Below are 26,985 nucleotides of genomic sequence, written 5' to 3'. Positions count from 1 at the left end.
ACGGATCGCAAGCCCGGACGATCAGCCGGCCTTCTCGGCCAGGAGGCCCTTCAGGCGATAGAGCGCCTCCAGCGCGTCGCGCGGGCTCATCTGGTCGGGATCGAGCGCCTTCAACGCTTCCAGCGCCGGCGGCGGGGCGGTGGGCGCCTTCGCCGCCGCCGTTTCCTGGCGCACGGCCGCCGCCGAGAACAGCGGCAGATCGTCGATGAAGGCGGTGCGCCGGCTGCCCTCGCCCGCCCGCTCCAGCTCGCGCAGCACATGGCGGGCGCGCTCCACGACGCGGGCCGGCAGGCCGGCGAGCTTGGCCACTTGGATGCCGTAGGAGCGGTCGGCCGTGCCGGCCCGCACCTCGTGCAGGAAGACGACGTCGCCCTCCCATTCCTTCACCCGCATCGTCGCGTTGCTGAGGCGCGACAGGCGGGCGGACAGCGCCGTCATCTCGTGGAAATGCGTGGCGAAGAGCGCCCGGCAGCGATTGACCTCGTGCAGATGCTCCACCGAGGCGAAGGCGATGGAGAGCCCGTCATAGGTCGAGGTGCCGCGGCCGATCTCGTCGAGGATCACCAGCGAGCGCGGCCCGGCCTGGTTCAGGATCGCCGCCGTCTCGACCATCTCGACCATGAAGGTCGAGCGCCCTTCGGCGAGATCGTCCGAGGCGCCGACGCGGCTGAACAGCCGATCCACCACGCCGATCCGCGCTTCCGCCGCCGGCACGAAGGCGCCGGCCTGGGCGAGGACAGCGATGATCGCGTTCTGACGCAGGAAGGTGGACTTGCCGCCCATGTTCGGGCCGGTGACGAGCCAGATCGCCCCCGCCTTCGCGCCGCGCGTCGGGGGCGAGAGGTCGCAGTCATTGGCGACGAAGCTCGCCTGCGCGCCGGCCTTCAGCGCGGCCTCGACCACCGGATGGCGCCCGGCGACGATGCGGAAGGCAAGGCCGTCGTCGACGTCGGGCCGCGTCCAGTCCTCGGCCAGCGCCAGATCGGCGAGCGCCGCCGAGACGTCGATCACGGCCGCGGCTTCCGCCGCCGCGCGGATCGGCTCCTGCGCCGCGACGACCGCCGCCGCCAGCCGGTCGAAGGCGGCGAGCTCGAGCCGCAGCGCCTCGCCCGCCGCCTCGGCGATGCGCCCCTCGAGGCCGGCGAGTTCGTCCGTCGAGAAGCGCATGCAATTGGCCATGGTCTGGCGGTGGAAGAAGCGGCGCTTCGCCTCCTCCGTCCCCATCAGGGCGCCGGCCTGCGCCTCGCCAACCTCGATGAAATAGCCGAGCACGTTGTTGTGCTTGATCTTCAGGCTGCGAACGCCCGTCTCCTCGGCATAGGCGCCCTGGAGGCCGGCGATCACCCGGCGCGACTCGTCGCGCAGGCCCCGCGCCTCGTCGAGCGCGGCGATGGCGCCCGGGGCCACGAAGCCGCCGTCGCGCTTGAGAAGCGGCGGATTGTCGGCGAGCATCGTGGCGAGTTCGGCCTCCAGCGCCTCCGGCAGGGCGCGCATGGCCGCCACCGCCGCGCCGAGTTCGGCCGGAGGCGCCGCCTCGCCGAGCACCGCCGCCGCCTCCCGCGCCCGGCCGAGAAAGCTGCCGACGGCCGACAGATCGCGCGGGCCGCCCCGGCCGAGCGCCAGGCGCGACAGCGAGCGCTCGGCATCCGGCAGCCCCTTCAGGAGGGCGCGCAGCGACCGGCAGAGACCGGGATCGCCGACGAGGAAGCCGACCGAATCCTGCCGCAGGCCGATGGCGCGCGGATCGGTCAGCGGCCGGGCGAGCCGGGCGGCGAGGAGCCGCGAGCCCGGACCGGTGACGCTGCGGTCGATGGCGCCGAGCAGGCTGCCCTCGCGCCGGCCCGCGACCGAGCGGGTGAGTTCGAGGCTCGCCCGCGTCGCCGGGTCGATCAGCATGGCGCCGCCCGCCTCCACCCGCGCCGGACGGGCGAGCGCCGGCCGCGCGGCAAATTGCGTGCGGGTGAGATAGGCGAGAAGGCCGGCGGCGGCGGCGAGCTCCGCCCGGCCGAAGGCGCCGAAGCCGGCCAGCGTCGAGACCTCGTAGAAGCGGCAGAGCCTGGCTTCCGCCGTCGCCGAATCGAACAGCGCCGCCGGCTCCGGCCGCGCCAATCGGCCGAGACCGGCAAAGAGCGGGCGCATCGCCTCGTCGTGGAACAGCGTGTCGGCGACGACGATCTCGGCCGGCTCCACCGCTCGGATATCGGCGAGAAGCCGTTCAGGCGCGCTGTCCTGCACGAAGAAGGCGCCGGTCGAGAGATCGGCATAGGCGAGCGCGAAGCTCGCCGTTCCGGCGCCGCCGACGCGGGCGAGCGCCATCAGATGGTTCGGACGGCCCGGCTCCAGAAGCGCTTCTTCCGTGATCGTGCCCGGCGTCACGAGGCGCACGACGTCGCGGCGCACCACGGACTTGCCGCCGCGCTTCCTCGCCTCCGCCGGGTCCTCCACCTGCTCGCAGACGGCGACGCGATGGCCGAGCGCGATGAGCTTGGCGAGATAGTCGTCGGCCGAGACGACCGGCACGCCGGCCATCGGGATGTCGGCGCCCTGATGCTTGCCGCGCCGCGTCAGCGCGATGCCGAGCGCCTTCGCCGCCACGGCGGCGTCGTCGAAGAACAGCTCGTAGAAATCGCCCATCCGGTAGAACAGGAGGCAATCGGGATTGGCCGCCTTGATCTCGATATATTGCGCCATCATCGGCGTCGGCGCGCCGCCGCCGTCTTCCATCAGTGCCGAAATCGTGAAGCCTCCTCGGGAGAAGCGCGAAATCTACGCGTCCGGGCTCGCCCTGAACAGGGCGGCGAACCGAAGTCCCCAGGCAAGGCCAAGGAACGCGCGAAACTTCCCCGCCGCCCTTAACCAATTGGCCGGGCTTCCATGCTAGACCTATCGGAGGAACGATTGCCGTCCTGCCGAATTTTCGGCACCGATGGCCGGTATCGGCATAGAACCTGAAAGGCGCGGCGGGATCTCGCCGCGCGATCAACGCATCGAGCGCGTCCATGCTTCGCAGACTGTCAGTTCCGCTGCTTCTTCTCGGCGCGATGCTACCCGGCACGGGAGCGGTGGCGGCGCAGACGGCCGCCAAGCCGGAAGGCCAGCGCATCAACGTCTATCAATATGCGATCGACAATCCGGTGGAGGACAGCCACCTGAAGAACGCGCCGATCCTCGGCGCCTCGGTGCCGGAGGCCATCGCCCTCGCCCCCTGCCAGGACGAGAAGGCCTATGCCTATTTCTACTATCAGGGGCAGCCGGTGATCGTGGACCGTTCCACCCGCAGCGTGGTGCGGATCGGCCAGGGCCGCTGACGCAGAGACTCAAGGGACAGGCGGCGTCGGGCGGCTCGACCGCCCGACATTCCGAAACGACCGCCCTATGCCGGGCGAGAGCGGCGCGCCTCGCCGCTTCCGGGCCTCAGGCGGCGGGACGCCGGGTCGTGTCGCCGTAATAGTCGACATAGCGGGCGCCGATATTGGCGACGGGCAGCACCACGAGCACGTCGGTCGTGCCGAACTGGTGATCCACCACGGCATCCGGCCCGATATAGCCGCCGAGGCGCAGATAGCCCTTCACCAGCGGCGGCAGGGCCGACAGGGTGCGGCGCGCATCCTCCCCCGTCTCGCCTCGCGCCAGCGGCACGGCCCGACCGGGATGGGCGCGCACGCGCCATTCGTCCGGCGGCGGCGCGGCAGAGCCGAGCAGCGCGAGCTGGCCGGACAGCGCATCGAGATCCGTTCCCTCGAGCGAGGCGCAGCCGAACAGGACGTCGACGCGATGGGCCATGACATAGGCCCAGATGCCCTGCCACAGGAGTTCCACCGTCCGCTTCGACCGGTATTCCTTGAGGACGCAAGAGCGGCCGAGCTCCATGAAGCGCTTGGTCGGATGACGCGCGACGAGATCGTCGATGCAGAATTCCGCGGCCGTGTAGAAACCGCCGGCAAGGCGCGCGCAGTCCTGGCGCATCAGGCGATAGGTGCCGACGACCTCGCCGGCGCCGCGCGCGGTGTCGATCACCAGAAGGTGGTCGCAATAAAGATCGAAGGCGTCCTTGTCGCGCCGCGTCAGCTTCTGGATGCGGGAGGGCCGCGCCGACATCTCCTCGTAGAAGACGCGGAAGCGCAGCTGCTGCGCCGCCCGCACCTCCTCGCCGGACCGGGCGAGCCGCACTTCGAGATTGGCGATCCGGCCGAGCACGCGGCCATGCGGATCGAAACGCCCTTTCAGGCGGCGGACAGGCGCGGGCACCAAAGCCTTCAACGCTCCGAAAGGCCGCCCCTCGCCAAGATCAGGCTTGGTCTGCGCGGTGCCTGCGAGGTCCATCGAACGTCCTCAATTGCGGTGCAGCGCCTCTTCGGCGCGCCCCAGCGATAGCCCGGCCTCACGAACTTCTGATGAAACCGTTGCCGAGACCATTTGTCTTATAGCTTCTTGCCGCTTTGCAACAAAGCCGCCTTCCTGCAACGCATCGTGTCAATCCCGTGATCCCGCCGCCTCGGCGGGCTTGCGGGCGAGAACGAACTCGTCCACCAGGATCAGCACCGCGCCGACCGAGATGAAGGCATCGGCGAGATTGAACACGGCGAAGCTCCAGACCGGCGTGTGGAAGAAGACGTAATCCACCACATAGCCGAGCCGCAGGCGATCGACGAGATTGCCGATCGCGCCGCCGACGATGATCGCGAAGGCGAAATGCGACAGCCGCCGGTCCACCGGGGTCTTCCACCAGAGCGCGCCGACGAAGACGAGGACGAGGCCCGCCAGCAGCGCCAGGCTGAGATCGCCGAGCCCCGAGAACATCGAGAAGGCGATGCCCTCGTTGCGCGCGTGATAGAGCGCGAGGAAGGGGAGAAGATCGATCGCCGAGCCGAGCGGCATCGTCGCCACCACGATCGCCTTCACCACCTGGTCGAGCGCCACCGCGAGGGCGGCGACGAGGAGGCCGACGAGGACCGGACGGCGCGTCAAAGCTTCAGCGCCTTGCGCCGCGCCTCGAACAGCATGATGCCCGTCGCGACGCCGAGATTGAGGCTGTCGGCGCGCCCCGCCTGCGGAATGCGGAGCAGCCTGTCGCAGGCGCCGGCCAGCGCCTCGGACAGGCCCGCCTGCTCGTTGCCCATCAGAAGCACGACCGGCCGGCCGGCATAGTCCGGCTCGCGATAATCGACCGTGCCGCGCATATGCGTGCCGGCGACGAGGCCGGCGAAGCCCTGACGCCAGCGCAGGAAGGCGTCTTCCGCGACGCGCGTCAGCGGCACGGCGAAGATCGAGCCCATGGTGGCGCGCACCGCTTCCACCGAGAAGGGATCGACGCAGTCGCCGACGAGGACCACGCCCTTGGCCCCGGCGGCGTCCGCCGTGCGCAGGATCGTGCCGAGATTGCCGGGATCGCGCACCCGGTCGAGCGCCACGACGACGCCGTCGGCGCCGAAGGCCAGCTTCTCCAGCGGCACGAGCTTCTGGCGGAAGACGCCGATGGCGCTTTGCGGATTGTCGCGGCGCGACACCGCCTCCATCACCTTGGCGCTGGCCTCCACCACGTCGGCGCCGACGGCGCGCGCCCTGGCGGCGGTCTTGGCGAGCAGCGGATTGTGGATCTCGGCCTTGGCGACGAGGAGCGTCGTCAGCACCCAGCCGGCCTCCAGCGCGTCGAGCACCAGCTTCAGCCCTTCGGCGAGGAACAGGCCCGTCTCGTCGCGATGCTTCTTGGCGGCGAGCGCCTTCAGATCCTTGACGATCGGATTGGCGGTGCTGGACAGGTCCTTGACGCGGCCGGGAGCCGCGACGTCCCGGCGCGGCTTCGTGTCATTCGGCATGATCGGGCATCCAACGCGAGAAGAGCGAGGTGGAAAGGTCGCGGGCCTCCGCGCCGGCCTCGCGGATGACGAGCTCGCCGGATTCGACGCGGCCGCCGAGCCCCCGGAAGGCCTCGCGCATCAGCGCCGAGAGCGAGAAGAAGGAGGCGCGGATCGAATAGGCCGTCAGCACCACGAGACGCGGACGCTCGGTCAGGAGATCGCGGGTGAGGTCGAGGAGATAGGGCAGGTCCTCGAAGAGTTCCCAGACCTCGCCCTTCGGCCCGCGCCCGTAGCGCGGCGGGTCGAGCAGCACCACGTCGTAGCGGCTGCCCCGCTTCACCTCGCGCTCGGCATAGCGCACGGCATCCTCGCAGATCCAGCGGATCGGCGCGGCTTCGAGGCCGGCGGCGGCGGCGTTCTCGCGCCCCCAGGCGATCGCCTTCTTGGACGCGTCGACATGCGTCACCTCCGCCCCGGCCCGCGCGGCCAGCAGCGTCGCGACGCCGGTATAGCCGAAGAGGTTCAGGACGCGCGCCCGGCCCCGTCCCGCCTCGATCGCCCGCACCATCGCCGCCCAATGCTCGGCCTGTTCGGGAAAGACGCCGACATGGCGATAGGAGGTGAAGCGGCCGAGATAGGACAGGCCCTTGTGCGACAAAGGCCAGGTCTCGCCGAGCGCCACCTTGGGAAAGCGCCAGCGGCCCATCCCCTCCTCGTCCGTATCGCCGGTGAAGACGGCATCCGCCTCCTCCCAGCGCCGCTCCGGCAGACGCCGTCGCCAGATCGCCTGGTTCTCCGGCCGGCGGATGGTCAGGGGGCCGTAGCGCTCCAGCTTCTCGCCGTCGCCGGAATCGAGAAGGGCATAGTCCTCGTCCGGCTCGACGGCGAGAATCACCGGCAGCCGTTCGCCCGGCCGCCCGCCCTCGCGCCGGCGCGGCACGCGGCGCGCCTCGCCCCCGTCCTCGTTGCGTGGCTGCGCGGCGCCCTCGCCCGCCCGATCGTGTCGACCCTTCTGCATCGGCCTCTCTTAGCCACAGACGCCCGCTTGAGAAAGGCGCGAAAAGCGGCATCCTTAGTGCAAGCCGGCGGGAGCGGCCGGCCGATGGGAGAGATGCCATGGATCTGAAGGGCGAATATCGGCTGCCGGCGCCCCGGCAGACCGTCTGGGAAGCGCTGAACGACGCGGACGTGCTGCGCGCCTGCATCCCAGGCTGCGACACGCTCGAAAAGAAGTCGGACACCGAGCTCGCCGCGACGGTCACCACCAAGATCGGGCCGGTGAAGGCGAAGTTCAACGGCGAGGTGCGGCTGGAGAACATCAACGCGCCGGAAAGCTACCGGATCGTCGGCGAGGGCAAGGGCGGCATCGCCGGCTTCGCCAAAGGCGGCGCCGACGTGCATCTGGCCGAGGACGGCGACGAAACGATCCTCACCTACACGGTCGACGCCCAGGTCGGCGGCAAGATCGCCCAACTCGGCGGACGGCTGATCGAATCGAGCGCGAAGAAGCTGTCGGGCCAGTTCTTCGACAATTTCGCCGCCCATGTCAGCGGCGGCACCGCGAGCGCCGAAGGCGGGGCGGAGGCCGTCGCCTGACGCTTGCGACCGAGGCTTCGGCGCCGCCGGAGCCTCGATCCTCGCGGATAAGGACGCGGATCGCGCCGCTCAGGCGCGGGACACGGCGAGCGCCGTCGAGCCCGAGGCGGCCGGCAGGGCCGGGCTGCGGATCTCGCGCTCCTGGCGCAGACGCTCCTTAGCGTCCTCGGCCTCGCGCTTCAGGCGCTCCATCTCGTGCTTGCGGCGCCAGGCGCTGCGGCGGTAATGGCCCTGCGTCAGCCAGGTGCCGATGCCGCCGAGAACGACGCCGACGATCAGCGCCGCCATGATCACCAGGAACAGCGGCACGTCGTAGACGAATTGCGGCAGCGTCCCGAGCGGGTCCAGGGAAATCGTCACCGGCGCGCGGTTGGCGACGCAGAAGATGACGATCAGCACCGCCAGCGGTGCCAGGATCACGAAGGACAACAATCGAAGTATCATCGCCGGGTACCTTGAGGACGACCGTGTCTGCGATATGGCGGGAGGGGTCCTCCGGTCAATCGCCGCGTGGCGCGACGCGACCGGCAAATCCGGCCGCCCTCGCCTCAATCGTCGGAATTCAGCCGCTCGCGCAGTTCCTTGCCGGCCTTGAAGAAGGGCACCCACTTCTCTTCCACGTCGACGGCATCGCCGGTGCGCGGGTTGCGCCCGGAGCGCGGCGGGCGATTCTTGACCGAGAAGGCGCCGAAGCCGCGCAGTTCGACGCGGTTGCTGTCGCAGAGCGCCTCGGTGATCTCGTCGAACACGGCGTTGACGATGGTCTCCACGTCGCGCTGATAGAGATGCGGATTGCGGCTCGCGATGATCTGCACGAGTTCGGACTTGATCACGGGTCTGACGGCTCCTCATGAGACGATCGGTCGGGACCGCCGCAGGGCCCGTCCCGAAGGCTCAGTGACGACTCTAGGGAAGACGGCGCGGTCCTGGCAAGCCAATTTATTGGCTGGCAAAGGATGGCCACCGAAATTCCTTGCCCCCGCCCTATCGCGCGATGCCGGCGCCGTCGGGACGCCACAGGGACATCATCGCGCCGTTCAGCGCCGCGCTGCCGGATTCGATCGCCGAAAGGTCGATTCCGAGCGCGCCGAAGAGCGCCGACTTCGCCGAGGCGAAGAGCGAGAAGGTGCCGCCCTCGCGCTTGGGCTCGCGCAGGACGATCTCCAGGCCCTTCGGCACCTGCCGCTGGTCCTCCAGCCAGCGCCGCACCTCGATCTCGCCGCCGAGCGCGTCAACGAGGCGGTTCTGGAGGGCCTGCCGGCCGGTGAAGACCGAGCCGTCGGCCAGCCGCCGCACCTCGGCGAGATCGATCGGGCGGCGCCCGGCGACGATGCCGACGAACCATTCGTAGGAATCGACCACCATGCGGCGGATCATCTCCTTGGCCTCCTCCGGCGCCGGCGCGAAGGGCGAGGGTTCGGCCTTCAGCGGCGAGGACTTGATGGCGTTCACCGAGACGCCGACCGTGCCGAGAAGCTGCGAGGCGTCGACATATTGGAAGATGGTGCCGATCGAGCCAACGATGGAGGTCTGGCGGGCGACGATATGGTCCGCGCCGGAAGCGATGAGATAGCCGGCGGAGGCGGCGAGCGTGCCGACCTCGGCCGCGACCGGCTTCTTCTCGGCGAGACGGCGCACCGCCTCGTAGATCGATTCGCCGCCGACCGTCGTGCCGCCGGGGCTGTCGACCCGCAGGATCACCGCCTTCGTGCCCTTCTCCTCGCCGAGATCGTCGAGAAGCTCGATCAACTTGTCGTTTTCGGTGATCAGCCCCTCGATCTCGACGCGGGCGATCGTGTCGAGGCTGCGCCCCGCGCCGCCGGCGAGGCGCCAATGGCCCGGGCCGATGCCGAGGGCGGGCAGGAAGATGGCGGCGAAGACGGCGGCGACGGCGAGAATCGCCAGGATGCGCCAGAAGCCGAGCTTGCGGCGGAGACGGCGGCGGTCGATCAGTTCCTGGGCGTTGCTCAAGCCGCGTTCCGTGCTTAACCTTGTGCTAATGGGCGACGGATAGACTCGCCCCGCGGCCTTGCCAAGGCCGTGATCGCTGCGACACCTTTTCCGCTCGACGCAAAACGCCCATATTGCGCCGACAGTTTGCGCATGCGCCGAACGGAAGGCGGGATCGTATCGGTCGGACGGGGGCGATGCCCTCGCCCCATGCCGCCTCCCCGGGCTGACCGCCCGACGCAGATTTCCGAAGGACCTGGGACCCGAGCTTGGACAAGGCGACGCAGCATATGGACCGGGCGATGCACACGATGCACGCCGTCGAGGACTCCCGCATGGAGCGGGAATTCGCGCGCGCCCGCCGCCACAGCCTCTTCGTGCGCCTGCTGCGCATCGGCCTGCCGGCGGCGGCGGCGGTGATCGTCGGCGGCGGCGTGATCGTCACCTGGGCGGCGCGCAGCCTGCCGGAGGGCGCCTCGGTCGAGAGCGCGTCGCTGTCCGGCGACGGCATCGTGATGGAAGCTCCGCGCATGTCGGGCTTCGACAAGAACAATCGACCCTATTCGATGGTGGCCGAGCGCGCGATCCAGGCGCTCGGCGGCGAAGGTGGCGTCGATCTCGAGCGGATCCAGGCCAATGTCACGGTCAGCAACGATTCGACCGCTGCGATCGTCGCGGACAAGGGCCATTACGACCAGGCGGCGCAGAAACTGCGCCTGGCCAGCAATATCAAGGTCGACACCTCGGACGGCATGACGATAGCGCTGAAGGCGGCGGATATCGACCTGAAGTCCGGCACCATGCAGGGACATGGGCCGATCGAGATCGTTTCGCCGAATCAGACGATTCGGGCGGGCGGCATGGAAGTCAGGAATGGCGGCGCGGGCCTCACCTTCGACGGCCGCGTCAGCATGACGATCAAACCGCCCGCTCTCGCCGGCCGGACCTCTCAGGACAATTCGAGCACCGAACCCCGATGACCTTCTCCGCCAGACATGCCGCCGTTCTGCCCGCGCTTCTCGTCGCCGCGCTCGGCCTCGGCACGCCCGCCGGCGCCCAGAGCTTCGGCAACAGCTTCAACGGGCTTCAGGTCAAGGGCGACCAGCCGATTGCCATCGACGCCGACCAGCTCGATGTCGACGACAAGCAGCGCATCGCCACCTTCTCCGGCAATGTCGAGGTGGCGCAGGGCGATACGCTGCTGAAGACCTCGAAGCTGATGGTCTATTACGCCAAGCCCGCCGGCGCGGGCGGCGAGACGGGCGGGGCGGCCAAGCCCGAGCCCGCCAAGACCGGCGGCGGCGGCGCCCTGCCCGGCGGCTCGAACCAGATCGAGAAGCTCGACGCCCAGGGCAAGCTCTATGTCCGCTCGACCGATCAGGTCGCCACCGCCGATCGCGGCACCTTCGACATGAAGACCCAGATCGCGGTTCTCACCGGCAATGTCGTGATGTCCCAGGGCGACAATGTCGCGCGCGGCGACAAGTTGACGATCCACATGGATACGGGCATCGCCCAGCTCGGCGGTTCGGGCCGCGTCAAGATCCTGATGGCGCCCGACCAGAACGGCCAGAACCAGGCCAAACGATAACGGACCATCCTCCGGAAGAGGCCGGCCCGGCCCGGCGCGCCGCGCCGAGGGCTCGGCCCGCCGGAAACGAGCGCGCTTTCAGCATGAGCCAAGCTTCCCTTCGAGACCGCCAGGCCGCGCCGCCCGCCGATGACGAGGCCGCGCGCGGGCGGCCGGGCAGCGCCGCCCGCGAGGGGCGCGAGGCCGCGACGATGGGGCGCCTTTCGGCGAGCGGCCTCACCAAGGCCTATCGCGGCCGGCGCGTCGTTGACGGCGTCGACGTCTTCGTGCGCCGGGGCGAGGCCGTCGGGCTGCTCGGCCCCAACGGCGCCGGCAAGACCACCTGCTTCTACATGATCACCGGCCTCGTGCCGGTGGACCGGGGCCGTATCGAGCTCGACGGCCATGACATCACGCCGATCCCGATGTATCGCCGCGCCCGGCTCGGCATCGGCTATCTGCCGCAGGAGGCCTCGATCTTCCGGGGCCTGTCGGTGGAGGACAATATCCGCGCCGTCCTCGAAGTGGTGGAGCCGAAACGCGCCGAGCGCGAGGCGCAGCTCACCGCGCTTCTTGAGGAGTTCCATATCGAGCATCTGCGCAAGTCGCCCGCCACCGCCCTGTCGGGCGGCGAGCGGCGGCGCTGCGAGATCGCCCGCGCCCTCGCCTCGCGCCCGACCTTCATGCTGCTCGACGAGCCCTTCGCCGGCGTCGATCCGATCGCCGTCGCCGACATCCAGGGCCTCGTGCGCCATCTCACCCAGCGCGGCATCGGCGTCCTGATCACCGACCACAATGTCCGCGAGACGCTGGGGCTGATCGACCGCGCCTATATCATGCACGAGGGCGCCGTCCTCACCCATGGCACGCCGCAGGAGATCGTCGACAATTCCGACGTGCGCCGCCACTATCTCGGCGACCAGTTCACGTTCTGAAGGCGCGCCTGTCGATAGGCTCGACGCGCATGCAGGATGGCATTGACAAGCAAGATGCGGACCAGATTTGATGAGCCATGCCGGCCCGGCCGGCGGCCCGCAAGTTCCGTACAAGGCGTCGTCAGCGAATGTTGTCCGCCCGCCTCCAGTTGCGTCAGAGCCAGTCCCTGGCCCTCACGCCGCAGCTTCTGCAGTCGATCCGCCTGCTGCAATATTCCCATGCCGAGCTCGATGCCTTTCTCGAAGGCGAAATCGAACGCAATCCGCTGCTGGAACGGGAGGAGATCGAGGCCGCGCCGTCGGCGGGCGGCCTGATCGAGACGCCCGCCTCTGCCGCCGATGCCGAAAGCGCCGACGAGCGCCCGACGGCCGGGGACGACGCGGCCGACGGCTTCGAGGCGCTGGAGACGCCCTCGCTGCGCCTCGCGGAGACGCGCCAGCGCCCGGCGGGCGAGGGTTCGGGCTCCGGCCTGCCGATCGAGGATCTCGCGGCCGGCGACGCCTCCCTGTCCGCCCATGTCCTCGCCGAGATCGCCGACGCCTTCCGCGATCCGATCGAGCGGGCCGTGGCGGAGGTGCTGGCCGGCCATCTCGACGATGCCGGCTATTTTCGCGGCGACGTCGCGGCGATCGCGGCGGCGCTCGGCCTTCTCGACGCGCAGATCCTCGGCATCCTGGAGCGCGTCCAAGCCGAGATCGAGCCGGCCGGGCTCTTCGCCCGAACGCTCGGCGAATGCCTCGCCCTGCAGCTGCACCGGCTCCGCCGCCTCGACCCGGTGATGCGTTGCGTCCTCGACAATCTCGACCTTCTCGCCCGGCGCGACTTCGCGGCGCTGCGGCGCCTCACCGGCGAGGACGAGGCGGGACTTCTCGACATCCTCGCCGAGATCCGCCGCCTCGACCCGAAGCCGGGCGCCGGCTTCGCGCATGAGGCGCCCGCCGCGATCGTGCCCGACGTGATCGTCGAGCCGGCGCCGGACGGCACCTGGCGCATCGAGCTCAATCCCGATGCCCTGCCGCGCCTTCTCGTCAACGAGCGCTACGAGACCTCGGTCGCCGCCGCCGGCCTCGACAAGGACGGGCGGGCCTTCCTGTCGGACTGCCAGGCGACGGCGAACTGGCTGGTGCGCTCGCTCGACCAGCGAGCGCGCACCATCCTGAAGGTGACCGCCGAGATCGTGCGCCGCCAGGACGATTTCCTGCTGCGCGGCATCACCGGGCTGAAGCCGATGACGCTGATGGCGGTCGCCGAGGCGATCGGCATGCACGAATCGACGGTCAGCCGCGTCACCTCCAACAAATATGTCGCGACGCCGCGCGGCACGTTCGAGATGAAATTCTTCTTCACCGTCGCCATCGCCGCGACGGGCGGCGGCGAGGCGCATTCGGCCGAGAGCGTGAAGCACCGGATCCGCCTCCTGGTCGACACCGAGACGCCGGGCGCGGTTCTGTCCGACGACGACATCGCCGAGCGGCTGAAACGCGAGGGTGTCGACCTCGCGCGGCGCACGGTGGCGAAGTATCGCGAGGCGCTGGGAATTCCCTCTTCCGTCCAGCGCCGACGCGAGATGAATGCCCGCCGGCTCGCCTCCTGAGGCGCGGCCGAAAGGGTGGAAATCGCATTCGCGAGGGCGCCCGCACGGAAACGGACCGGGTCCCGCGCGTTGACAGGGCGTGTCGCGGTCCCTAGAAGCCCGCCGTCCGGAAGCGACCGGATCGCAGCTTCGGGGATCGCCGGCATCGTAGCCGCCGCGGTCGTCGCCGCGGCGTTCCGGAAACGGCCCGCCGGGACAAGCGGGCAAGGCAAAGGACGGCCGGGCGCTTCGGCGTCGCGGTCGTTCGAGGGAGCTTATCGATGAGCGTTCGGGTTTCGGGCAAGCACATGGATGTCGGCGAGGCGTTCCGCTCGCGCATCGAGGATCGTCTGGACCAGTTCGTAAAGAAGTACTACGACGGCAATTACAGCGGCACCGTCGTGGTTTCCAAGGATGCGGCGCGCTTCTGCGCCGACTGCACGCTCCATCTCGACAGCGGCGTCATCTTCCAGGCGACGGGCGAGGCCCACGACCCGGAGGCGAGCTTCGCCGACGCGTCCGAGCGGATCGAGAAGCGCCTGCGCCGCTACAAGCGCCGTCTGAAGGATCACCATGCCGCCGGCCAGGCCCAGGCCCGCGACGTCGCCTACGCGGTCGTCGCCGCGCCCTCCGATGCCGCCGACGACGAGGAGATCCCGCAGGACTACGCTCCGGCGATCATCGCCGAGACCTCGTTGAAGGTCGGCACCATGTCGGTGGCGGGCGCGGTGATGGAACTCGACCGCCGCGACAGCCCGCTCTATGTCTTCCGCAATGCCGGAAGCGGGCAGGTGAACATCGTCTATCGGCGCAATGACGGCAATTTCGGCTGGGTCGATCCTTCGACCATCAAGTCGGAAGCCTGATCGGCATCCCAGGAACGTCGGCCTTCGGGACCTTCATGACGCCTAGCCCCTCCCCGTCCAGCATCGCCATGGATCTCGGCGACCTGATCGAGATCGACGCGATCCTTCCGTCGATGAAGGCCGGCACCAAGAAACAGGTCCTGCAGGAGCTCTGCGAGAAGGCGGCCGAGCGCACCGGCCTGTCCGGCCGGGACATCTTCGAGACCGTGCTGCAACGGGAAAAGCTCGGCTCCACCGGCGTCGGCAACGGCATCGCCATTCCGCATGGCAAGCTGCCGGAACTCCCGAAGCTCGTCGGCGTCTTCGGCCGCCTGAACCGGCCGGTCGATTTCGACGCGCTGGACGATCAGCCGGTCGATCTCGTCTTCCTGCTTCTGGCGCCCGGCGGCTCGGGCGCCGAGCATCTGAAGGCGCTGTCGAAGATCGCCCGCCTCCTGCGCAACGCCACCACCGTGGCGCGCCTGCGCGAGGCCCGCGATGCCGACACGATCTATGCGCTGATGACCGAGCGTTCGGCGCCCGGCGCCTGAAACGCGACATGCGGGCGGGCTTCTCGCCCCTCCGAAATGCGAAGGCCGGCGTTTCGCGCCGGCCTTTTTCGTCAGTGGATGCTGACCGTCAGCAGCTGGTTCTCGCTGGCGCTCGCCAGGATGCTGCCGCGATCGTCGGAGACCGCCAGCGGCGTGCCGTCGGCGCCGAACAGCGCCCAGAGATGCAGGCCCGGCTGGATGGACTGCGCCGCCGGGAAGCGCGCCCGGATATCGTCGGAGGACATGCGGCGGAGATAGGCGAGATGACCGTCGCCGATCGCGGCAAGCTCGTTCGTGGAAATTTTCTGCGTCATGAGGGCCATATCGGTCGTCTCCTATCGAAGGCAAACGTTCGCTGAGAGGCTTTGGCTGTTTGGGAAGGCGATTTGCCGCGGAAAAGCGGCATCCGCCTCAATCGGCGACGTCGATCGCGATGCGGCGAACGACGCGTTCCGGTTCGGGCCGGGCGAGATCGATCAGGAGCAGGCCGTTCTTCAGCTGCGCTCCGATGATCTGCATCCCGTCGGCGAGCAGGAAGCTCTTCTGGAACTGCCGCGCCGCGATGCCGCGATGCAGATATTCCCGTTCCCGGTCGTCGGTCTGACGGCCACGGATCGTCAGCTGGCTTTCCTCGGTCGTCACCTCGAGATCCTCCGGCCGGAAGCCGGCGACCGCGAGCGTGATCCTGAGGAAGGAGGCGGGACCTTCCCCGTCCTCGCGCCGGACCCGCTCGATATTGTAGGGCGGATAGCCGTCGCCCGACTTCCCGATCCTTTCCAGTGTCCTCTCCACGGCATCGAAACCGAGAAGGAGCGGGCTGGAAAAGGGCGTCACGCGGCTCATAATTCCCAAGTCCTTGCGTCAAGCGACTTTCCGCAGGAGCCCATGGAAGCGGCACCCCTGCCTTACGTTCCAGAATATGGCGGTCCGAACGTCCCACTTCAATATCCCGCGGCCGCCGGACCCCATGCCGGACGGCAGGTCGCGACCTCGAAAAGGATCGTCCCCCTTTCGCGTAAACAAAGGCTTGCGCAGCCTCGCGGAACGCCTCAGCCCGAGGTCGGGCTCGTCTCGTCGAAGGAGAGCGCGATGCCGTTGATGCAATGGCGCTTGCCGGTCGGTTTCGGCCCGTCGTCGAAGACATGGCCGAGATGGCCGCCGCAGGTGGCGCAATGCACGGCGGTGCGGGGATAGACGAGCTTGTAGTCGGTGGTCGTGCCGATACCGCCGTCGACCGCGTCCCAGAAGCTCGGCCAGCCGGTGCCCGAATCGAACTTCGTCTCGGAGGAATAGACCGCCGTGTCGCAGCCGACGCAGCGATAGAGCCCGTGCCGGCCGTTATGCAGGAGCGGGCTGGTGAAGGGCCGCTCCGTCGCCTCCTGGCGCAGGATGGCGAACTGGTCGGGCGTCAGCTGCCGGCGCCATTCGGCCTCGCTGCGCATCACCGGAAAATTCTCCTCGGCGGCGTCGGAGCGGCGGGCGGCGAGGCCGTAGAAGCCGGCAAGGCCCGCGGCGGCCCCGGCGAGGAGGAACTGTCTGCGCATCATGGTCGTCGGTCTCCGCATCTTCGGCAGCCGAGAGCCGCCACTCCGCCAATTTCGTGGCTCGGCGCGCCGCGGATGCATCACGTTTGCGCGACCGGCCATGGGTGTCGTCCGATCGCGGCCGGGATCGCCCGGCTGTTGATCGCGGAGCCGCCCCCGGCTGCAATGGCATCGCCGATCGGCTAAGACCATCCGACGGAACCTCGCGCGGCCGGCTAGCCGAAGGTTCTTCTGGAGTTCTGGGTTCGCGCCGATGCCTGCCAATGTCTTTTCCATCGCGCCGGGCCTGCCCTTTCTGCGCACGCTCGCGAACGGGCTGCTCGACGGCCGCATCCTGCCGGGCCTGAACCTGCGCGACGATCCGCTGGCGCTGGCCGGCCTCACCATCTACCTGCCGACGCGGCGCGCGGTGCGCGCGCTCGGCCAGGAATTCGCGCGCGCGCTCGGCGGCGCGGCGGCGATCCTGCCGGCGATCCGCACCCTCGGCGAGGGCGACGCCGCCGCGCTCTTCGCCGCGCCGACGGATGGCGCCGGCCTCCTGCCAACGATCGGCGCGGTCGAGCGGCGCATGCTGATCGCGCGCTTCGTGCGCCGCTGGAAGGGCCAGATCGCCGAGATGGCGAGCGGCCTCCTCGACGGCGAGGAGATCGTGCTGCCGACCTCCAGCGCCGACGCGCTCTGGCTCGCCCGCGATCTCGCCCGGCTCTTCGACGAGGTCGAGGCGGAAGGGACGACGCTCACCGCCCTGTCCGGCCTCGCCCCGGAACGGCTCGCCGGCTGGTGGCAGCTCACCCTCACCTTCCTCCAGATCCTCACCGACCATTGGCCGGCCGTCCTCGCCGAGCGCGGCCTCGCCGACGAGGCGCAGGCGCAGAACGAGCATCTGCGGCGGGAAGCCGCGCGGATCGCGGCGCGCGAGGGCGCGGGGCCGGTCGTCGTCGCCGGCTCCACCGCCGCCTCGCCGGCGACGCTCGCCCTGATGCGGGCCGTCGCCCGGCGCCGCGACGGCGCCCTGGTGCTGCCGGGGCTCGACCGCTTCCTCGACGAGGCCAGCTTCGACGCGATCCGCGCCGGCGGCGAGACGCGCCTCGCCGGCAGCGCGCCCGGCCATCCGCAATATGTGCTGAAGCGCATGCTGACCGGCCTTCTCGTGCCGCGCGACGCCGTCGACCATCTCGCCCCCAGCCCCGGCGATCCGCTCGCCGCGCGCGAGGCCTTCGTTTCCGATGCCCTCCGGCCGGCCGCCACCACGGATGCCTGGGGCGAGCCGTCGCATCGCCATCCGCCGGAGGCGCTGGCGGATCTGGCGCTGGTCGAGGCCGAGAACGAGCGCGAGGAGGCACTCGCCATCGCCGTCGCGATGCGCGACGCCCTCGCCGATCCGAGCGCCACGGTCGGGCTGACGACGCCCGATCGCAGCCTCGCCCGGCGTGTCTCGGCCGAACTCGAACGGTTCGGCATCGCCGCCAATGATTCCGCCGGACGCCCGCTCGCGGCGACGGCGCCCGGCACGCTGATGTCGCTGACGCTCGCCTGCGCCCTGACGCCGGGCGATCCGGTGACGCTGGTGGCGCTCCTGAAACATCCGCTCGTCCGGCTCGGCCATTCGGCGGTAGAGGCGCGCCGGGCGGCGCGCGCCATCGAGATCCTGGCGCTGCGCGGCAATGTCGGCATCGCCGACGCGGCCGGTCTCTCCACCATTCTCGACAAGGCGATGAAGGCCTTCGACCGTCAGGCGGCGGAGGCCGAGGCGGCGCCGGCGCAGGGCCCCGCCCCGCGCATCGCCCGCGCCGTGCGCCTCGTCTCGCCCGCCGACCGGCTGCTCGCCTGCGACGTCGCGCGCAAGCTGGAGGCGGCGCTCCGCCCGCTCACCGATCTGCGCGGCGCGCCGGAGGCGCAGGTCGCCCTCTTCGCCCTGGCCCTCACCCGCGCGCTGGAGGCGCTGGCGGCGGACGAGAACGGCACGCCGACGCCCTTCTACGCGACGGAAACGGGCGCGGCGGCGGCGGCCTTTCTCCAGAAGCTCGTCGCCTGCCCCGAGACCGGCTTCGCCTTTCCGCCGCGCGAGCTGCCGGACGTCGTCGAGGCGCTGATCGCCGACGAGAGCGTGCGCCCGCGCGGCGGCCTGTCGGGCCGCGCCTTCATCTGGGGGGCGCTCGAAGCGCGGCTCCAGCAAGTCGACTGCATGATCCTTGGCGGGCTCAACGAGGGAAGCTGGCCGCAGCGCTCCTCCTCCGACGCCTTCCTGTCGCGGCTGATGCGCGCCGAGGTGCTGCTGGAGCCGCCGGAGCGGCTGATCGGCCTTGCCGCGCACGACATCCAGATGGCGCTCGGCATGCGCCGCGTGGTGATGACGCGCTCCCTGCGCAGCGGCGGCGCGCCGACCATCGCCTCGCGCTGGCTGCAACGGCTCCTCACGCTGGCCGGGCCGGAAGGCGCCGCGCGGCTGCGGGCGGAGGGCGAGGTCTATCTCTACCACGCCTGCCGGATCGACATCGCCAAGGACGGTCTCGCCCGGACCGAACGCCCCGCCCCGGTGCCGCCGCCCGAGCGCCGGCCGAACCGCTATTCGGTGACGGAGGTCGAGCGCCTGATCCGCGATCCCTATGCCGTCTATGCGCGGCGGGTCCTGAAGCTCGAAGCCTTTCCCGAACTGATGCGCAGCCCGGGCGCCGCCGATCGCGGCAATCTCTTTCACGCGATCCTCGCCGATTTCGTCGCCGAGGGCGGCGACCCGGCCGATGCCGGGGCCGAGACGCGCCTTCTCGCCGCCGCCGCCCGCCGCTTCGAGGCCGAGCGCCTGCCGCCGGATATCGAGGCGGTCTGGTGGCCGCGCATGGAGCGGCTGGCCGGGAACTACATCGCCTGGGAGCGCGAGCGGGCGCCGAACGTGGTGCGCCGGCTCGTCGAGACGCGCGGCCAGGTGGAACTGCCCGAGATCGGCGTCACGCTCTCCGGCTATGCCGACCGCATCGACGTCCTCGCCGACGGAACGGTGGAGATTATCGACTTCAAGACGGGCACCAATCCGTCCGTCCGCCAGGCGCGGGTGCTGCTCGCGCCGCAATTGCCGCTGGAGGGCGCGATGGCGAAGCTCGGCGCCTTTCCCGAGACCAAGGGCCCGGTCGGCGCCATCGCCGAACTCTCCTATCTGCGGCTGCGCGAACGGGAGCTCTTCGAGGAGGGCCTGTCCTATCAGGACCGGCGCAGCGGCGAGGCGGTGACGGGCGACAGCCTGTCGGACGAGGCGCTGGACAGGTTCCGGGGCCTCGCCGCCTTCTATCGCGAGCCGGAAACGCCCTTCCTGTCGCGCGCCCGGCCCTTCCGCGCCGGCGACGTGTCCGGCGAATACGACCATCTCGCCCGCGTCCTCGAATGGGCGGCCGGCGAGGACGCGGAGGAGGCGGAATGAGCGCGCTCACCGTTTCGGACGCCACCCGCGAGGCCCAGCTCGGCGCCTCCGATCCCACGAGTTCGGTGATCGTCGCCGCCAATGCCGGGTCCGGCAAGACGCATGTCCTCACCGAGCGCGTCGTGCGCCTGCTCCTGTCGGGCGCCGAGCCTGCCAAGATCCTCTGCCTCACCTATACGAAGGCGGCGGCGGCCGAGATGTCGACCCGCGTCTTCGACCGCCTGTCGCGCTGGACCACGGCGCCGCAGGAGGCGCTCGACACCGAGCTGAAGCGCCTCTTCGGCCGCGCCGTCTCGCCCGACGAGCGGCGGCGGGCGCGCCGCCTCTTTGCCGAAGCGCTGGAAACGCCGGGCGGCCTGAAGATCCAGACGATCCACGCCTTCTGCGAGGCGATCCTCCACCAGTTCCCGCTGGAGGCCAATGTCGCCGGCCATTTCGAGGTGATGGACGACAAGGAAAGCCGGCTCCTGCTCGGCGAGGCGCGGCGCCGGCTTGTCACCGGCGACGGCCATCCGCCGGCCGAGCGCGCCGCGCTCGCCGAAAGCTTCGCCGAGGTGCTGAGCTTCGGCGGCGAATGGGGGCTCGACGGCCTGATCGGGGAGATCGTCGCCAAGCGCGACGCGCTGCGCCGCCATGTCGAGGAGGCGGGCGGGCTGGAAGCCGCCGTCGCCCGGCTCGCCGCGAGCCTCGGCCTCAAGGGCGACGAGACGGAGGACGGCCTCCTCGCGGCCGGTCTCGATCCCGTCGCCGGCTTCGACGCGCCCTTCCGGCAAAGCCTCGCCGCCGTCGCCGCGACGAGCACCAAGGCGACGGACAAGGCCCTTCTCGCCCATCTCGAAGCGGTGGAGACCGCGCCGGGGCCGAGGGCGCGGCTCGAAGCGCTGCGGGAAATCGCCTTCACGCAGAAGGGCGAGCCGCGCAAGCCCGGCGGCGTCGCGACGAAGGCGGTGGCCGAGTTCCACGAGGACTTCGCGGAGCGCCTCGCCGCCCTCGCCCGGCAGATCGGCAAGCTGGACGAGGCCCTCGCCTCGCTGAAGCTGTTCCGGGCGAGCCGCGCCGCGCTCGTCATCGCCGACCGGCTGGAGGAGGACTATGCCGTCCTGAAGCGGCGGCGCGGCCGGCTAGACTTCGAGGATCTGGTGGTGCGCACCGCCGATCTCCTGTCGCGCTCGGAAGCGGCGGCCTGGGTGCATTACAAGCTCGACCAGGGCATCGACCATGTGCTGATCGACGAGGCGCAGGACACGAGCCCGCGCCAGTGGCAGGTGATGAACGCGCTGGTCGACGAGTTCTTCGTCGGCGCCTCGGCGCGCGGGGCGCCGCGCACCGTCTTCGCCGTCGGCGACGAGAAGCAGTCGATCTATTCCTTCCAGGGTGCCTCGCCTTTGCGCTTCGCGGAGGAGCGGCGGCGGCTGCGCCAGCGGGCCGAGGCCGCCGGCATGCCCTTCAGCGAGCGGCGCCTGCACCAGTCCTTCCGCTCGGCCGCCACCATTCTCCAGGCGGTGGACCATGTCTTCGCCGATCCCGCGAACCGGGGCGGCCTCTCCTCCGAAGGCCTCGCCCCGGTGCACGAGACGGCGCGGGGCACCGATCCCGGCCTCGTGGAGGTCTGGCCGGCGGTCTCCGCCAGCGTGGTGACGGAGCCGGAGGACTGGCGCCAGCCGATCGACGCCGAGCCCGAGTCCTCGCCCTCGAACCGCCTCGCCCGGCGCATCGCCCTCCAGATCAAGGCCTGGCTCGGCACGCCGGTGCGCGACCGCAACGGCTGGCATCCGATGACGCCGGGCGACGTTCTCGTCCTGGTGCGCAAGCGCTCCGCCTTCGTCGGCGCCATGGCCAAGGCACTCCGGGCGAAGGACATCGCCATTCCCGTCGCGGGCGCCGACCGCCTCGTCCTCACCGACCATATCGCGGTGCAGGACCTGATGGCGCTCGGCCATGCCGTCGCCAATATCGAGGACGAGCTGTCGCTCGCCGCCTGCCTGAAGAGCCCGCTCTTCGGCTTCGCCGAGGCCGAGTTGATGGCGCTCGCTCTGTCGCGCGACGGCAAGGACGAGCATATCGGCCTCTATGCCGCGCTGCGCAATCTCGCGGGACGCAAGGGCGCGAGCCTCGTGCCGGACTGCCTGCCGCAGGCGGCGCGCGGCGCCTTCCTCGCCAGGGCGCGGGAGGCCTATACGCGCCTGGAGGAGCTGCGCGCCCGGGCCGGCTTTGCCGGCGTCTTCTCCTTCTATTCGCGCGTCCTCGGGCCGGAAGAGGGCCGCGCGCTTCTCACCGGCCGGCTCGGCAGCGATGCCGGCGAGGTGATCGACGCCTTTCTCGATCTGGCGCTGGCGGCGGAAGAGGACGGGCGCTCCGGCCTCGACGCCTTTCTCGCCGATCTCTGCGCCGCACCGCCGGAGATCAAGCGCGAGATGGAGCATGGCCGCAGCGAGGTGCGGATCATGACCGTCCATGCCTCGAAGGGTCTCGAGGCGCCGGTGGTCTTTCTGGTCGATCCCGGCTCGGCGCCCTTCAGCCATGCCCATGGGGCGCGCCTGATGCGCTGGACCGACATGCCGGGCCTCGCGCCCGGCCAGGCGCCGGGCTTTCTCTGGCGGGCCGACAAGGCGCTGGAGAACGGCGCGGTGCGGGCCTTGCGCGACGAGGAGAAGCGGCTGGCCGGCGAGGAATATCGCCGCCTCCTCTATGTCGGCATGACGCGCGCCGCCGACCGGCTGGTGGTCTGCGGCACCGCCGGCATTCGCGGCCCGCACGAGGAGAGCTGGCTGAGCCGCGTCCAGGCGGCGCTGGCACCGGAAGCCGAGGAGCTGACCGACGCGGAGGGCGAGGTCGTGGGCTGGCGGCTCGGCGCCTTGCCGACGTTCACGACCGAGACGCAGAAGCCCGCCGAGGCGAAGCGGCCGCGTCGCGCGATCGACCTTCGCCCGCTGCCGGCGGAGCCGCTGGCGCCGCGTCCGCTCTCGCCCTCCACCGCCGGCGGCGCGCACCGGCTGGAAATGGCCGACGACGAGCTTGCCGCCGATGACGAGGGTCCCGCCACGGCCTCGCCAGTGCTCGGAGGGCCGGCCGGGCCGTCGCTGGCGATCCGCACCGGCATCGCCATGCACCGGCTGCTCCAGGTCCTTCCCGATCTCGCCGAAGCGGAGCGGGAGGCCGGCGCCGAGGCCTATCTCGAACGCACGCTCGGCGAACTGCCGGCCGAGGAGCGCAGCCGCCTCTTGCGCACCGCGCTGAAGGTGCTGGCCGATCCCGCCTTCGCCGCCGCCTTCGCCCCCGGCAGCCGGGCGGAAGTCTCGCTGTCCGGCACGCTGGAACTCGGCGACGCGAGCTATGCGGTCTCCGGCACGATCGATCGGATCGCGGCCACCGGCGACGAGGTGCTGATCGTCGACTACAAGACGAGCCGGCCGGTGCCGGAGCGCGCCGACGAGATCCCGGCGCCCTTCGTGCTGCAGCTCGCGCTCTATCGCCGCCTCGTCCAGCCGATCTATCCGGGCCGGACGGTGCGCGCCGCCGTGCTCTTCACCGAGGCGCCGCGTCTCGTGGAACTGTCACCCGCCGCGATGGAGGAGGCGCTGCGCCGGCGCGCCCTGCGATCGCGTTCGGAAACAGGGCGTTCACAGGGTGACGCGCTTGCTTGATTTCACCCCTCGCCGCTTCTACCTCTAGCCTCGAAACATCTCAGGAGCCTTCCATGGCCACGATGAAAGTCGATTCCAGCAATTTCCAGACCGACGTCCTGGACGCCGGCAAACCGGTCGGCCTCGAGGAAATCTCCGAGGAGATGGACGGCGTGCAGATCGCCAAGGTCAATATCGACGAGAACCCGGATCTCGCCGCGCAGTTCGGCGTGCGCTCGATCCCGACGCTGATGATCTTCAAGAACGGCGAGCATGCCGACACGATGATCGGCGCGGCGGCGAAGTCGAAGCTGGTCGACTGGATCAAGCAGTCGGCCGCCTGATCGCCCGGCTCTCGCTGCACCATTGCCAAGCCCGGCGCCCTAGGCGCCGGGCTTTCGCATGTCGAGAATCATGCCGACGAAGCGGCGGGCGTCAGGTCGGCGCGAGGCCGCTCAGCGCCAGGACCTCGCCCGCAAGATAGAGCGAGCCGCAGACGAGGAGGCGAGGAGGCGCCCCCTCCAGCCCCTCGCAGGCGCGGCGGATCGCCGCTTCCACACCCTCGGCGACCGGCTCGGCGGCGAGGCCCGCCCGCCGTGCCGCCTCCGCCAGATCGGCGGGCGCGAGGCCGGCATCGGAGCTCTGGATCGGCACGGTGAGGACGCGGCGCGCGATGCCGGCGAAGGGCGCGAAGAAGCCGACCGGGTCCTTGGTTGAGAGCATTCCGGCGACGAGCACGAGCGGGCGCGGCACGCGCTCCTCCATATCGGCGATCACCTCGGCGATGGCCGCGCCGGCGCCGGGATTGTGGCCGCCGTCGAGCCAGAGTTCGCTTCCCGGCAGCGCCGCCGCGAGCAGCGGGCCGCTCTGGATGCGTTGCAGGCGCGCTGGCCATTCGACCTCGGCGAGACCCCGCGCGATCGCCGTCTCGGCCGGCGCGAAGCCGGCGAGCCGCAGGGCCGCGATGGCGGTCGCGGCATTGGCGATCTGGTGCCGCCCCGGCAGCCGGGACAGAGGCAGGTCGAGAAGTCCCTCCCCGTCCTGATAGAGGAGGCGGCGATGCTCCTCGAAACCGAGGAAATCCTCGCCATAGACGGCGACCTGAGCGAGGCTGCGCCGGGCCGCGCGCACGAGCACCTCCGCCGCGCCCCGGTCGCCCTGCTGGCCGATCACCACCGGCGCGCCGCGCTTGACGATGCCCGCCTTCTCGCCGGCGATCGCCTCGACCGTCTCGCCGAGATAGGCCTGATGGTCGAGCGAGACCGTGGTGATGACGCTCGCCGCCGGGTGCTCGATCACGTTCGTCGCGTCGAGCCGGCCGCCGAGGCCGACCTCGATCAGGGCGACGTCGGCCGGCTCCTCGGCGAAGAGCAGGAACATGGCCGCCGTCAGGATCTCGAAGATGGTGATCGGCTCGTCGCGATTGGCCGCGACGACGCGCCCGATCGTCTCGGCCAGGCGCTCGTCCGCGACGAGGCGCCCCCGACCGCCGGCGACGCCGAGGCGGAAGCGCTCGCGCCAGTCGACGAGATGCGGCGAGGTATGGACATGCACCGCCCGGCCGGTGGCTTCGAGGATCGCGCGCATATGGGCGACGGTCGAGCCCTTGCCATTGGTGCCGGCGACATGGATCACCGGCGGCAGGCGGCGATGCGGCTCGCCGAGCCGTTCGAGCAGACGCCGGATGCGCTCCAGCGACAGGTCGAAGCCCTTCGGATGCTTCAGCGCGAGGGCGTCGATGGCGGCGGCCGTCAGGCGCCCCGCCGCGTCGGGACCGATCACTCGGCGGCGTCGGCCAGGGCGGCCGTATGCGCTTCGACCGCGCTCGCCGCCGCCGGCTGGGCGGCGACGGCCGGCTGCTTCATCATGATTTTCAGAAGGCGCGCGATGGTCGATTTCAGCTCGTGGCGATGGACGACCATGTCCACCATGCCGTGTTCCATCAGATATTCGGCGCGCTGGAAGCCCTCGGGGAGCTTCTCGCGGATGGTCTGCTCGATGACGCGCTGGCCGGCGAAGCCGATCAGGGCGCCCGGCTCGGCGATATGGACGTCGCCCAGCATCGCATAGGAGGCGGTGACACCGCCGGTCGTCGGATTGGTGAGGACGACGATATAGGGAAGCCCCGCCTCCTTCACCATTTCCACCGCCACCGTGGTGCGCGGCAACTGCATCAAGGACAGGATGCCCTCCTGCATGCGCGCGCCGCCGGACCCGGCGAAGAGCACCAGCGGCCGGCGCCGCTCGACCGCGCTTTCCGCCGCCGTGACGATCGCCTCGCCCGCCGCCATGCCGAGCGAGCCGCCCATGAAGGCGAAGTCCTGCACCGCCGCGACGATGCCGAGCCCCTCGATGGCGCCGCGCGCGACGAGGACCGAATCCTCCAGGCCCGTCTTGGTCTTATTGTCCTTCAGCCGATCGACGTAGCGCCGCTCGTCGCGGAACTTCAGCGGATCGATCGCCACCTTCTTCAATTCGACCGTATGGAACTCGCCATCGTCGAAGAAGAACTTCAGCCGCTCCTTCGCGCTGATGCGCATATGGTGGCCGGAGGTCGGGATGACCCATTGATTGGCTTCCAGATCCTTGTGGAACACCATCTCCCCGGTCTCGGGGCACTTGATCCACAGATTCTCCGGCACCTCCGTGCGGGTGAGGAGGCTGGTGATCTTCGGGCGGACGTAGTTGGTGATCCAGTTCAAGGCTCGAAATCCAATCGATCGGTGCCGTGGCTCAGATGGCCTTTAATTCAGACTTCGGCAAGGCGGGCCGCCCGCACGCCGGCGGCGAGCTCGCGCACCAGGGCAAGAACCGTCTCCGCCGTGGCCGGCACCGCCTGGCCGTCGACCAGCGTCGCCTCCAGCGCGCTGACCAGCGCCGAGCCGACCACGACGCCATCCGCCGCCGTGCCGATCGCCCTGGCCTGTTCCGCCGACCGGACGCCGAAGCCGACGCAGACCGGCAGGTCGGTATGGCCCTTGATCCGGGCGACGGCCGCCCCGACCCGGCCCGCATCGGGCGTCGCCGAGCCGGTGATGCCGTTGATCGAGACGTAATAGACGAAGCCGGACGTGTTCTTCAGCACCGCCGGCAGGCGGCGGTCGTCCGTCGTCGGCGTCGCGAGGCGCACGAAGGCGAGGCCGCCGCGCATCGCCGGCAGGCAGAGCTCGTCATCCATCTCGGGCGGCAGGTCGACGACGATGAGGCCGTCGACGCCGGCCGCCTTCGCCTCCGCGACAAAGCGCTCGACGCCGTAGATATAGATCGGGTTGAAATAGCCCATGAGGATGATCGGCGTCTCGCCGTTCTCCTCGCGGAAGCGCCGGACGGTGGCGAGCGTCTTCGTCAGCGACTCGCCGCCCTTCAGCGCCCGCAGGCCCGCCTTCTGGATCGCCGGCCCGTCGGCCATCGGATCGGAGAAGGGCATGCCGAGCTCGATCAGGTCGGCCCCCGCCGCCGGCAGGCCGCGCATGATGGCGAAGGCGGTCTCGGGATCGGGATCGCCTGCCATGAGGAAGGTCACGAAGGCCGGCCGGCCCTCGGCCTTCAGCTTGGCGAAGCGGGCGTCGATGCGGGAGGTCATGCGT

General features: G+C 70.4%; 25 protein-coding genes. 11 read left to right on the top strand and 14 right to left on the bottom strand.

Going from position 1 to position 26,985, the window contains the following annotated elements:
- Positions 1–21: 21 nt before the first annotated feature.
- Positions 22–2,724: a DNA mismatch repair protein MutS gene (gene mutS, locus IEY14_RS23150; protein WP_244639646.1), complete on the bottom strand. Its 2,703-nt coding sequence runs from the start codon at positions 2,722–2,724 to the stop codon at positions 22–24.
- 275 nt (positions 2,725–2,999) lie between these two features.
- On the opposite strand from mutS, the gene IEY14_RS23145 reads away from it, so the two are divergent.
- Complete coding sequence (locus tag IEY14_RS23145) at positions 3,000–3,308, top strand: DUF1236 domain-containing protein (protein WP_188912797.1); 309 nt, start codon at positions 3,000–3,002, stop codon at positions 3,306–3,308.
- Positions 3,309–3,414: 106 nt separating this feature from the next.
- Here IEY14_RS23145 and olsB read toward each other — a convergent pair whose 3' ends face one another.
- The 4 genes from olsB to IEY14_RS23125 all read right to left on the bottom strand — a co-directional run bounded on the left by olsB (position 3,415) and on the right by IEY14_RS23125 (position 6,816).
- The gene (gene olsB / locus IEY14_RS23140) at positions 3,415–4,323 is read right to left on the bottom strand and encodes a l-ornithine N(alpha)-acyltransferase (RefSeq protein ID WP_188912796.1); all 909 of its coding nucleotides are present in this window, start codon (positions 4,321–4,323) and stop codon (positions 3,415–3,417) included.
- 150 nt (positions 4,324–4,473) lie between these two features.
- Positions 4,474–4,968: a signal peptidase II gene (lspA, locus tag IEY14_RS23135; RefSeq protein WP_188912794.1), complete on the bottom strand. Its 495-nt coding sequence runs from the start codon at positions 4,966–4,968 to the stop codon at positions 4,474–4,476.
- Positions 4,965–5,816, bottom strand: a complete 852-nt coding sequence (locus tag IEY14_RS23130) for a TrmH family RNA methyltransferase (protein ID WP_188912792.1) — start codon at positions 5,814–5,816, stop codon at positions 4,965–4,967. The genes lspA and IEY14_RS23130 overlap by 4 nt, the downstream gene beginning before the upstream one ends.
- The gene (locus IEY14_RS23125) at positions 5,806–6,816 is read right to left on the bottom strand and encodes an RsmD family RNA methyltransferase (protein ID WP_188912790.1); all 1,011 of its coding nucleotides are present in this window, start codon (positions 6,814–6,816) and stop codon (positions 5,806–5,808) included. Before IEY14_RS23125 ends, IEY14_RS23130 begins: the two co-directional genes overlap by 11 nt.
- Positions 6,817–6,914: 98 nt before the next feature.
- Here IEY14_RS23125 and IEY14_RS23120 point away from each other — a divergent pair, with 98 nt between their 5' ends.
- Positions 6,915–7,394, top strand: coding sequence for an SRPBCC family protein (locus IEY14_RS23120; protein WP_188912789.1), 480 nt, complete (start codon positions 6,915–6,917; stop codon positions 7,392–7,394).
- Positions 7,395–7,463: 69 nt separating this feature from the next.
- On the opposite strand, the gene IEY14_RS23115 is transcribed toward IEY14_RS23120, so the two are convergent.
- The 3 genes from IEY14_RS23115 to sppA form a co-directional block, all read right to left on the bottom strand.
- Entirely contained in the window at positions 7,464–7,838 is a 375-nt protein-coding gene (locus IEY14_RS23115; RefSeq protein ID WP_188912786.1) for a lipopolysaccharide assembly protein LapA domain-containing protein, read from the bottom strand.
- Between the two features lie 104 nt (positions 7,839–7,942).
- Entirely contained in the window at positions 7,943–8,227 is a 285-nt protein-coding gene (locus IEY14_RS23110) for an integration host factor subunit beta (protein WP_188912784.1), read from the bottom strand.
- A 151-nt stretch (positions 8,228–8,378) separates the two neighbouring features.
- Positions 8,379–9,365, bottom strand: a complete 987-nt coding sequence (gene sppA / locus IEY14_RS23105) for a signal peptide peptidase SppA (protein WP_188912782.1) — start codon at positions 9,363–9,365, stop codon at positions 8,379–8,381.
- A 248-nt stretch (positions 9,366–9,613) separates the two neighbouring features.
- Between sppA and lptC the strand changes: the two genes are divergently transcribed.
- From lptC to ptsN, 6 genes are all read left to right on the top strand, one after another.
- Complete coding sequence (gene lptC, locus IEY14_RS23100; RefSeq protein WP_188912780.1) at positions 9,614–10,324, top strand: LPS export ABC transporter periplasmic protein LptC; 711 nt, start codon at positions 9,614–9,616, stop codon at positions 10,322–10,324.
- Positions 10,321–10,935 carry an LptA/OstA family protein gene (locus IEY14_RS23095; RefSeq protein WP_188912778.1) on the top strand — a complete coding sequence of 205 codons (615 nt, stop codon included), beginning with the start codon at positions 10,321–10,323 and terminating at the stop codon, positions 10,933–10,935. The genes lptC and IEY14_RS23095 overlap by 4 nt, the downstream gene beginning before the upstream one ends.
- An 83-nt stretch (positions 10,936–11,018) precedes the next feature.
- Positions 11,019–11,849, top strand: a complete 831-nt coding sequence (lptB, locus tag IEY14_RS23090; protein ID WP_188912776.1) for an LPS export ABC transporter ATP-binding protein — start codon at positions 11,019–11,021, stop codon at positions 11,847–11,849.
- A gap of 128 nt (positions 11,850–11,977) precedes the next feature.
- Positions 11,978–13,444: an RNA polymerase factor sigma-54 gene (gene rpoN, locus IEY14_RS23085; RefSeq protein ID WP_188912775.1), complete on the top strand. Its 1,467-nt coding sequence runs from the start codon at positions 11,978–11,980 to the stop codon at positions 13,442–13,444.
- Between the two features lie 260 nt (positions 13,445–13,704).
- A complete protein-coding gene (hpf, locus tag IEY14_RS23080) occupies positions 13,705–14,289 on the top strand; it encodes a ribosome hibernation-promoting factor, HPF/YfiA family (RefSeq protein ID WP_188912773.1) in 585 nt (194 codons plus the stop codon).
- A 68-nt stretch (positions 14,290–14,357) separates the two neighbouring features.
- Positions 14,358–14,819 carry a PTS IIA-like nitrogen regulatory protein PtsN gene (gene ptsN, locus IEY14_RS23075; protein ID WP_188912923.1) on the top strand — a complete coding sequence of 154 codons (462 nt, stop codon included), beginning with the start codon at positions 14,358–14,360 and terminating at the stop codon, positions 14,817–14,819.
- A 71-nt stretch (positions 14,820–14,890) separates the two neighbouring features.
- On the opposite strand, the gene IEY14_RS23070 is transcribed toward ptsN, so the two are convergent.
- The 3 genes from IEY14_RS23070 to msrB form a co-directional block, all read right to left on the bottom strand.
- The gene (locus tag IEY14_RS23070) at positions 14,891–15,133 is read right to left on the bottom strand and encodes a BQ00720 family protein (protein ID WP_244639645.1); all 243 of its coding nucleotides are present in this window, start codon (positions 15,131–15,133) and stop codon (positions 14,891–14,893) included.
- Positions 15,134–15,230: 97 nt separating this feature from the next.
- The gene (locus tag IEY14_RS23065; RefSeq protein ID WP_188912769.1) at positions 15,231–15,662 is read right to left on the bottom strand and encodes an Hsp20 family protein; all 432 of its coding nucleotides are present in this window, start codon (positions 15,660–15,662) and stop codon (positions 15,231–15,233) included.
- A 206-nt stretch (positions 15,663–15,868) separates the two neighbouring features.
- Positions 15,869–16,366, bottom strand: a complete 498-nt coding sequence (gene msrB / locus IEY14_RS23060) for a peptide-methionine (R)-S-oxide reductase MsrB (RefSeq protein ID WP_188912767.1) — start codon at positions 16,364–16,366, stop codon at positions 15,869–15,871.
- A gap of 250 nt (positions 16,367–16,616) precedes the next feature.
- On the opposite strand from msrB, the gene addB reads away from it, so the two are divergent.
- The 3 genes from addB to IEY14_RS23045 are packed head-to-tail and all read left to right on the top strand — an operon-like array spanning position 16,617 to position 23,742.
- Positions 16,617–19,775, top strand: coding sequence for a double-strand break repair protein AddB (addB, locus tag IEY14_RS23055; RefSeq protein ID WP_188912765.1), 3,159 nt, complete (start codon positions 16,617–16,619; stop codon positions 19,773–19,775).
- Positions 19,772–23,419 carry a double-strand break repair helicase AddA gene (gene addA, locus IEY14_RS23050; RefSeq protein WP_188912763.1) on the top strand — a complete coding sequence of 1,216 codons (3,648 nt, stop codon included), beginning with the start codon at positions 19,772–19,774 and terminating at the stop codon, positions 23,417–23,419. Before addB ends, addA begins: the two co-directional genes overlap by 4 nt.
- Positions 23,420–23,472: 53 nt before the next feature.
- The gene (locus IEY14_RS23045; protein WP_188912761.1) at positions 23,473–23,742 is read left to right on the top strand and encodes a thioredoxin family protein; all 270 of its coding nucleotides are present in this window, start codon (positions 23,473–23,475) and stop codon (positions 23,740–23,742) included.
- Between the two features lie 91 nt (positions 23,743–23,833).
- Here IEY14_RS23045 and IEY14_RS23040 read toward each other — a convergent pair whose 3' ends face one another.
- Genes IEY14_RS23040 through trpA form a run of 3 tightly spaced genes read right to left on the bottom strand, consistent with a single transcriptional unit; the run spans position 23,834 to position 26,981 of the window.
- Positions 23,834–25,180 carry a bifunctional folylpolyglutamate synthase/dihydrofolate synthase gene (locus tag IEY14_RS23040; RefSeq protein ID WP_373289040.1) on the bottom strand — a complete coding sequence of 449 codons (1,347 nt, stop codon included), beginning with the start codon at positions 25,178–25,180 and terminating at the stop codon, positions 23,834–23,836.
- Positions 25,177–26,100: an acetyl-CoA carboxylase, carboxyltransferase subunit beta gene (gene accD, locus IEY14_RS23035; protein ID WP_188912758.1), complete on the bottom strand. Its 924-nt coding sequence runs from the start codon at positions 26,098–26,100 to the stop codon at positions 25,177–25,179. Before accD ends, IEY14_RS23040 begins: the two co-directional genes overlap by 4 nt.
- Before the next feature lie 47 nt (positions 26,101–26,147).
- Positions 26,148–26,981: a tryptophan synthase subunit alpha gene (gene trpA, locus IEY14_RS23030; RefSeq protein WP_188912756.1), complete on the bottom strand. Its 834-nt coding sequence runs from the start codon at positions 26,979–26,981 to the stop codon at positions 26,148–26,150.
- Between the last annotated feature and the right edge of the window lie 4 nt (positions 26,982–26,985).

The sequence above is a fragment of the Aureimonas endophytica genome (assembly GCF_014642635.1).
GTDB classification, from domain to species: Bacteria; Pseudomonadota; Alphaproteobacteria; order Rhizobiales; family Rhizobiaceae; genus Plantimonas; species Plantimonas endophytica.
Note: the sequence above shows the minus strand (reverse complement) of the source record. Positions and strands in the feature narration are given on the sequence as shown.

What these genes read in the sequence shown, in the direction of transcription:
- mutS (WP_244639646.1), bottom strand. Translation starts at nt 2,724, where the DNA reads ATGGAAGACGGCGGCGGCGCGCCGACGCCGATGATGGCGCAATATATC.
- IEY14_RS23145 (WP_188912797.1), top strand. Translation starts at nt 3,000, where the DNA reads ATGCTTCGCAGACTGTCAGTTCCGCTGCTTCTTCTCGGCGCGATGCTA.
- olsB (WP_188912796.1), bottom strand. Translation starts at nt 4,323, where the DNA reads ATGGACCTCGCAGGCACCGCGCAGACCAAGCCTGATCTTGGCGAGGGG.
- IEY14_RS23130 (WP_188912792.1), bottom strand. Translation starts at nt 5,816, where the DNA reads ATGCCGAATGACACGAAGCCGCGCCGGGACGTCGCGGCTCCCGGCCGC.
- IEY14_RS23125 (WP_188912790.1), bottom strand. Translation starts at nt 6,816, where the DNA reads ATGCAGAAGGGTCGACACGATCGGGCGGGCGAGGGCGCCGCGCAGCCA.
- IEY14_RS23120 (WP_188912789.1), top strand. Translation starts at nt 6,915, where the DNA reads ATGGATCTGAAGGGCGAATATCGGCTGCCGGCGCCCCGGCAGACCGTC.
- IEY14_RS23115 (WP_188912786.1), bottom strand. Translation starts at nt 7,838, where the DNA reads ATGATACTTCGATTGTTGTCCTTCGTGATCCTGGCACCGCTGGCGGTG.
- IEY14_RS23095 (WP_188912778.1), top strand. Translation starts at nt 10,321, where the DNA reads ATGACCTTCTCCGCCAGACATGCCGCCGTTCTGCCCGCGCTTCTCGTC.
- lptB (WP_188912776.1), top strand. Translation starts at nt 11,019, where the DNA reads ATGAGCCAAGCTTCCCTTCGAGACCGCCAGGCCGCGCCGCCCGCCGAT.
- rpoN (WP_188912775.1), top strand. Translation starts at nt 11,978, where the DNA reads ATGTTGTCCGCCCGCCTCCAGTTGCGTCAGAGCCAGTCCCTGGCCCTC.
- hpf (WP_188912773.1), top strand. Translation starts at nt 13,705, where the DNA reads ATGAGCGTTCGGGTTTCGGGCAAGCACATGGATGTCGGCGAGGCGTTC.
- ptsN (WP_188912923.1), top strand. Translation starts at nt 14,358, where the DNA reads ATGGATCTCGGCGACCTGATCGAGATCGACGCGATCCTTCCGTCGATG.
- IEY14_RS23070 (WP_244639645.1), bottom strand. Translation starts at nt 15,133, where the DNA reads ATGACGCAGAAAATTTCCACGAACGAGCTTGCCGCGATCGGCGACGGT.
- IEY14_RS23065 (WP_188912769.1), bottom strand. Translation starts at nt 15,662, where the DNA reads ATGAGCCGCGTGACGCCCTTTTCCAGCCCGCTCCTTCTCGGTTTCGAT.
- msrB (WP_188912767.1), bottom strand. Translation starts at nt 16,366, where the DNA reads ATGATGCGCAGACAGTTCCTCCTCGCCGGGGCCGCCGCGGGCCTTGCC.
- addB (WP_188912765.1), top strand. Translation starts at nt 16,617, where the DNA reads ATGCCTGCCAATGTCTTTTCCATCGCGCCGGGCCTGCCCTTTCTGCGC.
- addA (WP_188912763.1), top strand. Translation starts at nt 19,772, where the DNA reads ATGAGCGCGCTCACCGTTTCGGACGCCACCCGCGAGGCCCAGCTCGGC.
- IEY14_RS23045 (WP_188912761.1), top strand. Translation starts at nt 23,473, where the DNA reads ATGGCCACGATGAAAGTCGATTCCAGCAATTTCCAGACCGACGTCCTG.
- trpA (WP_188912756.1), bottom strand. Translation starts at nt 26,981, where the DNA reads ATGACCTCCCGCATCGACGCCCGCTTCGCCAAGCTGAAGGCCGAGGGC.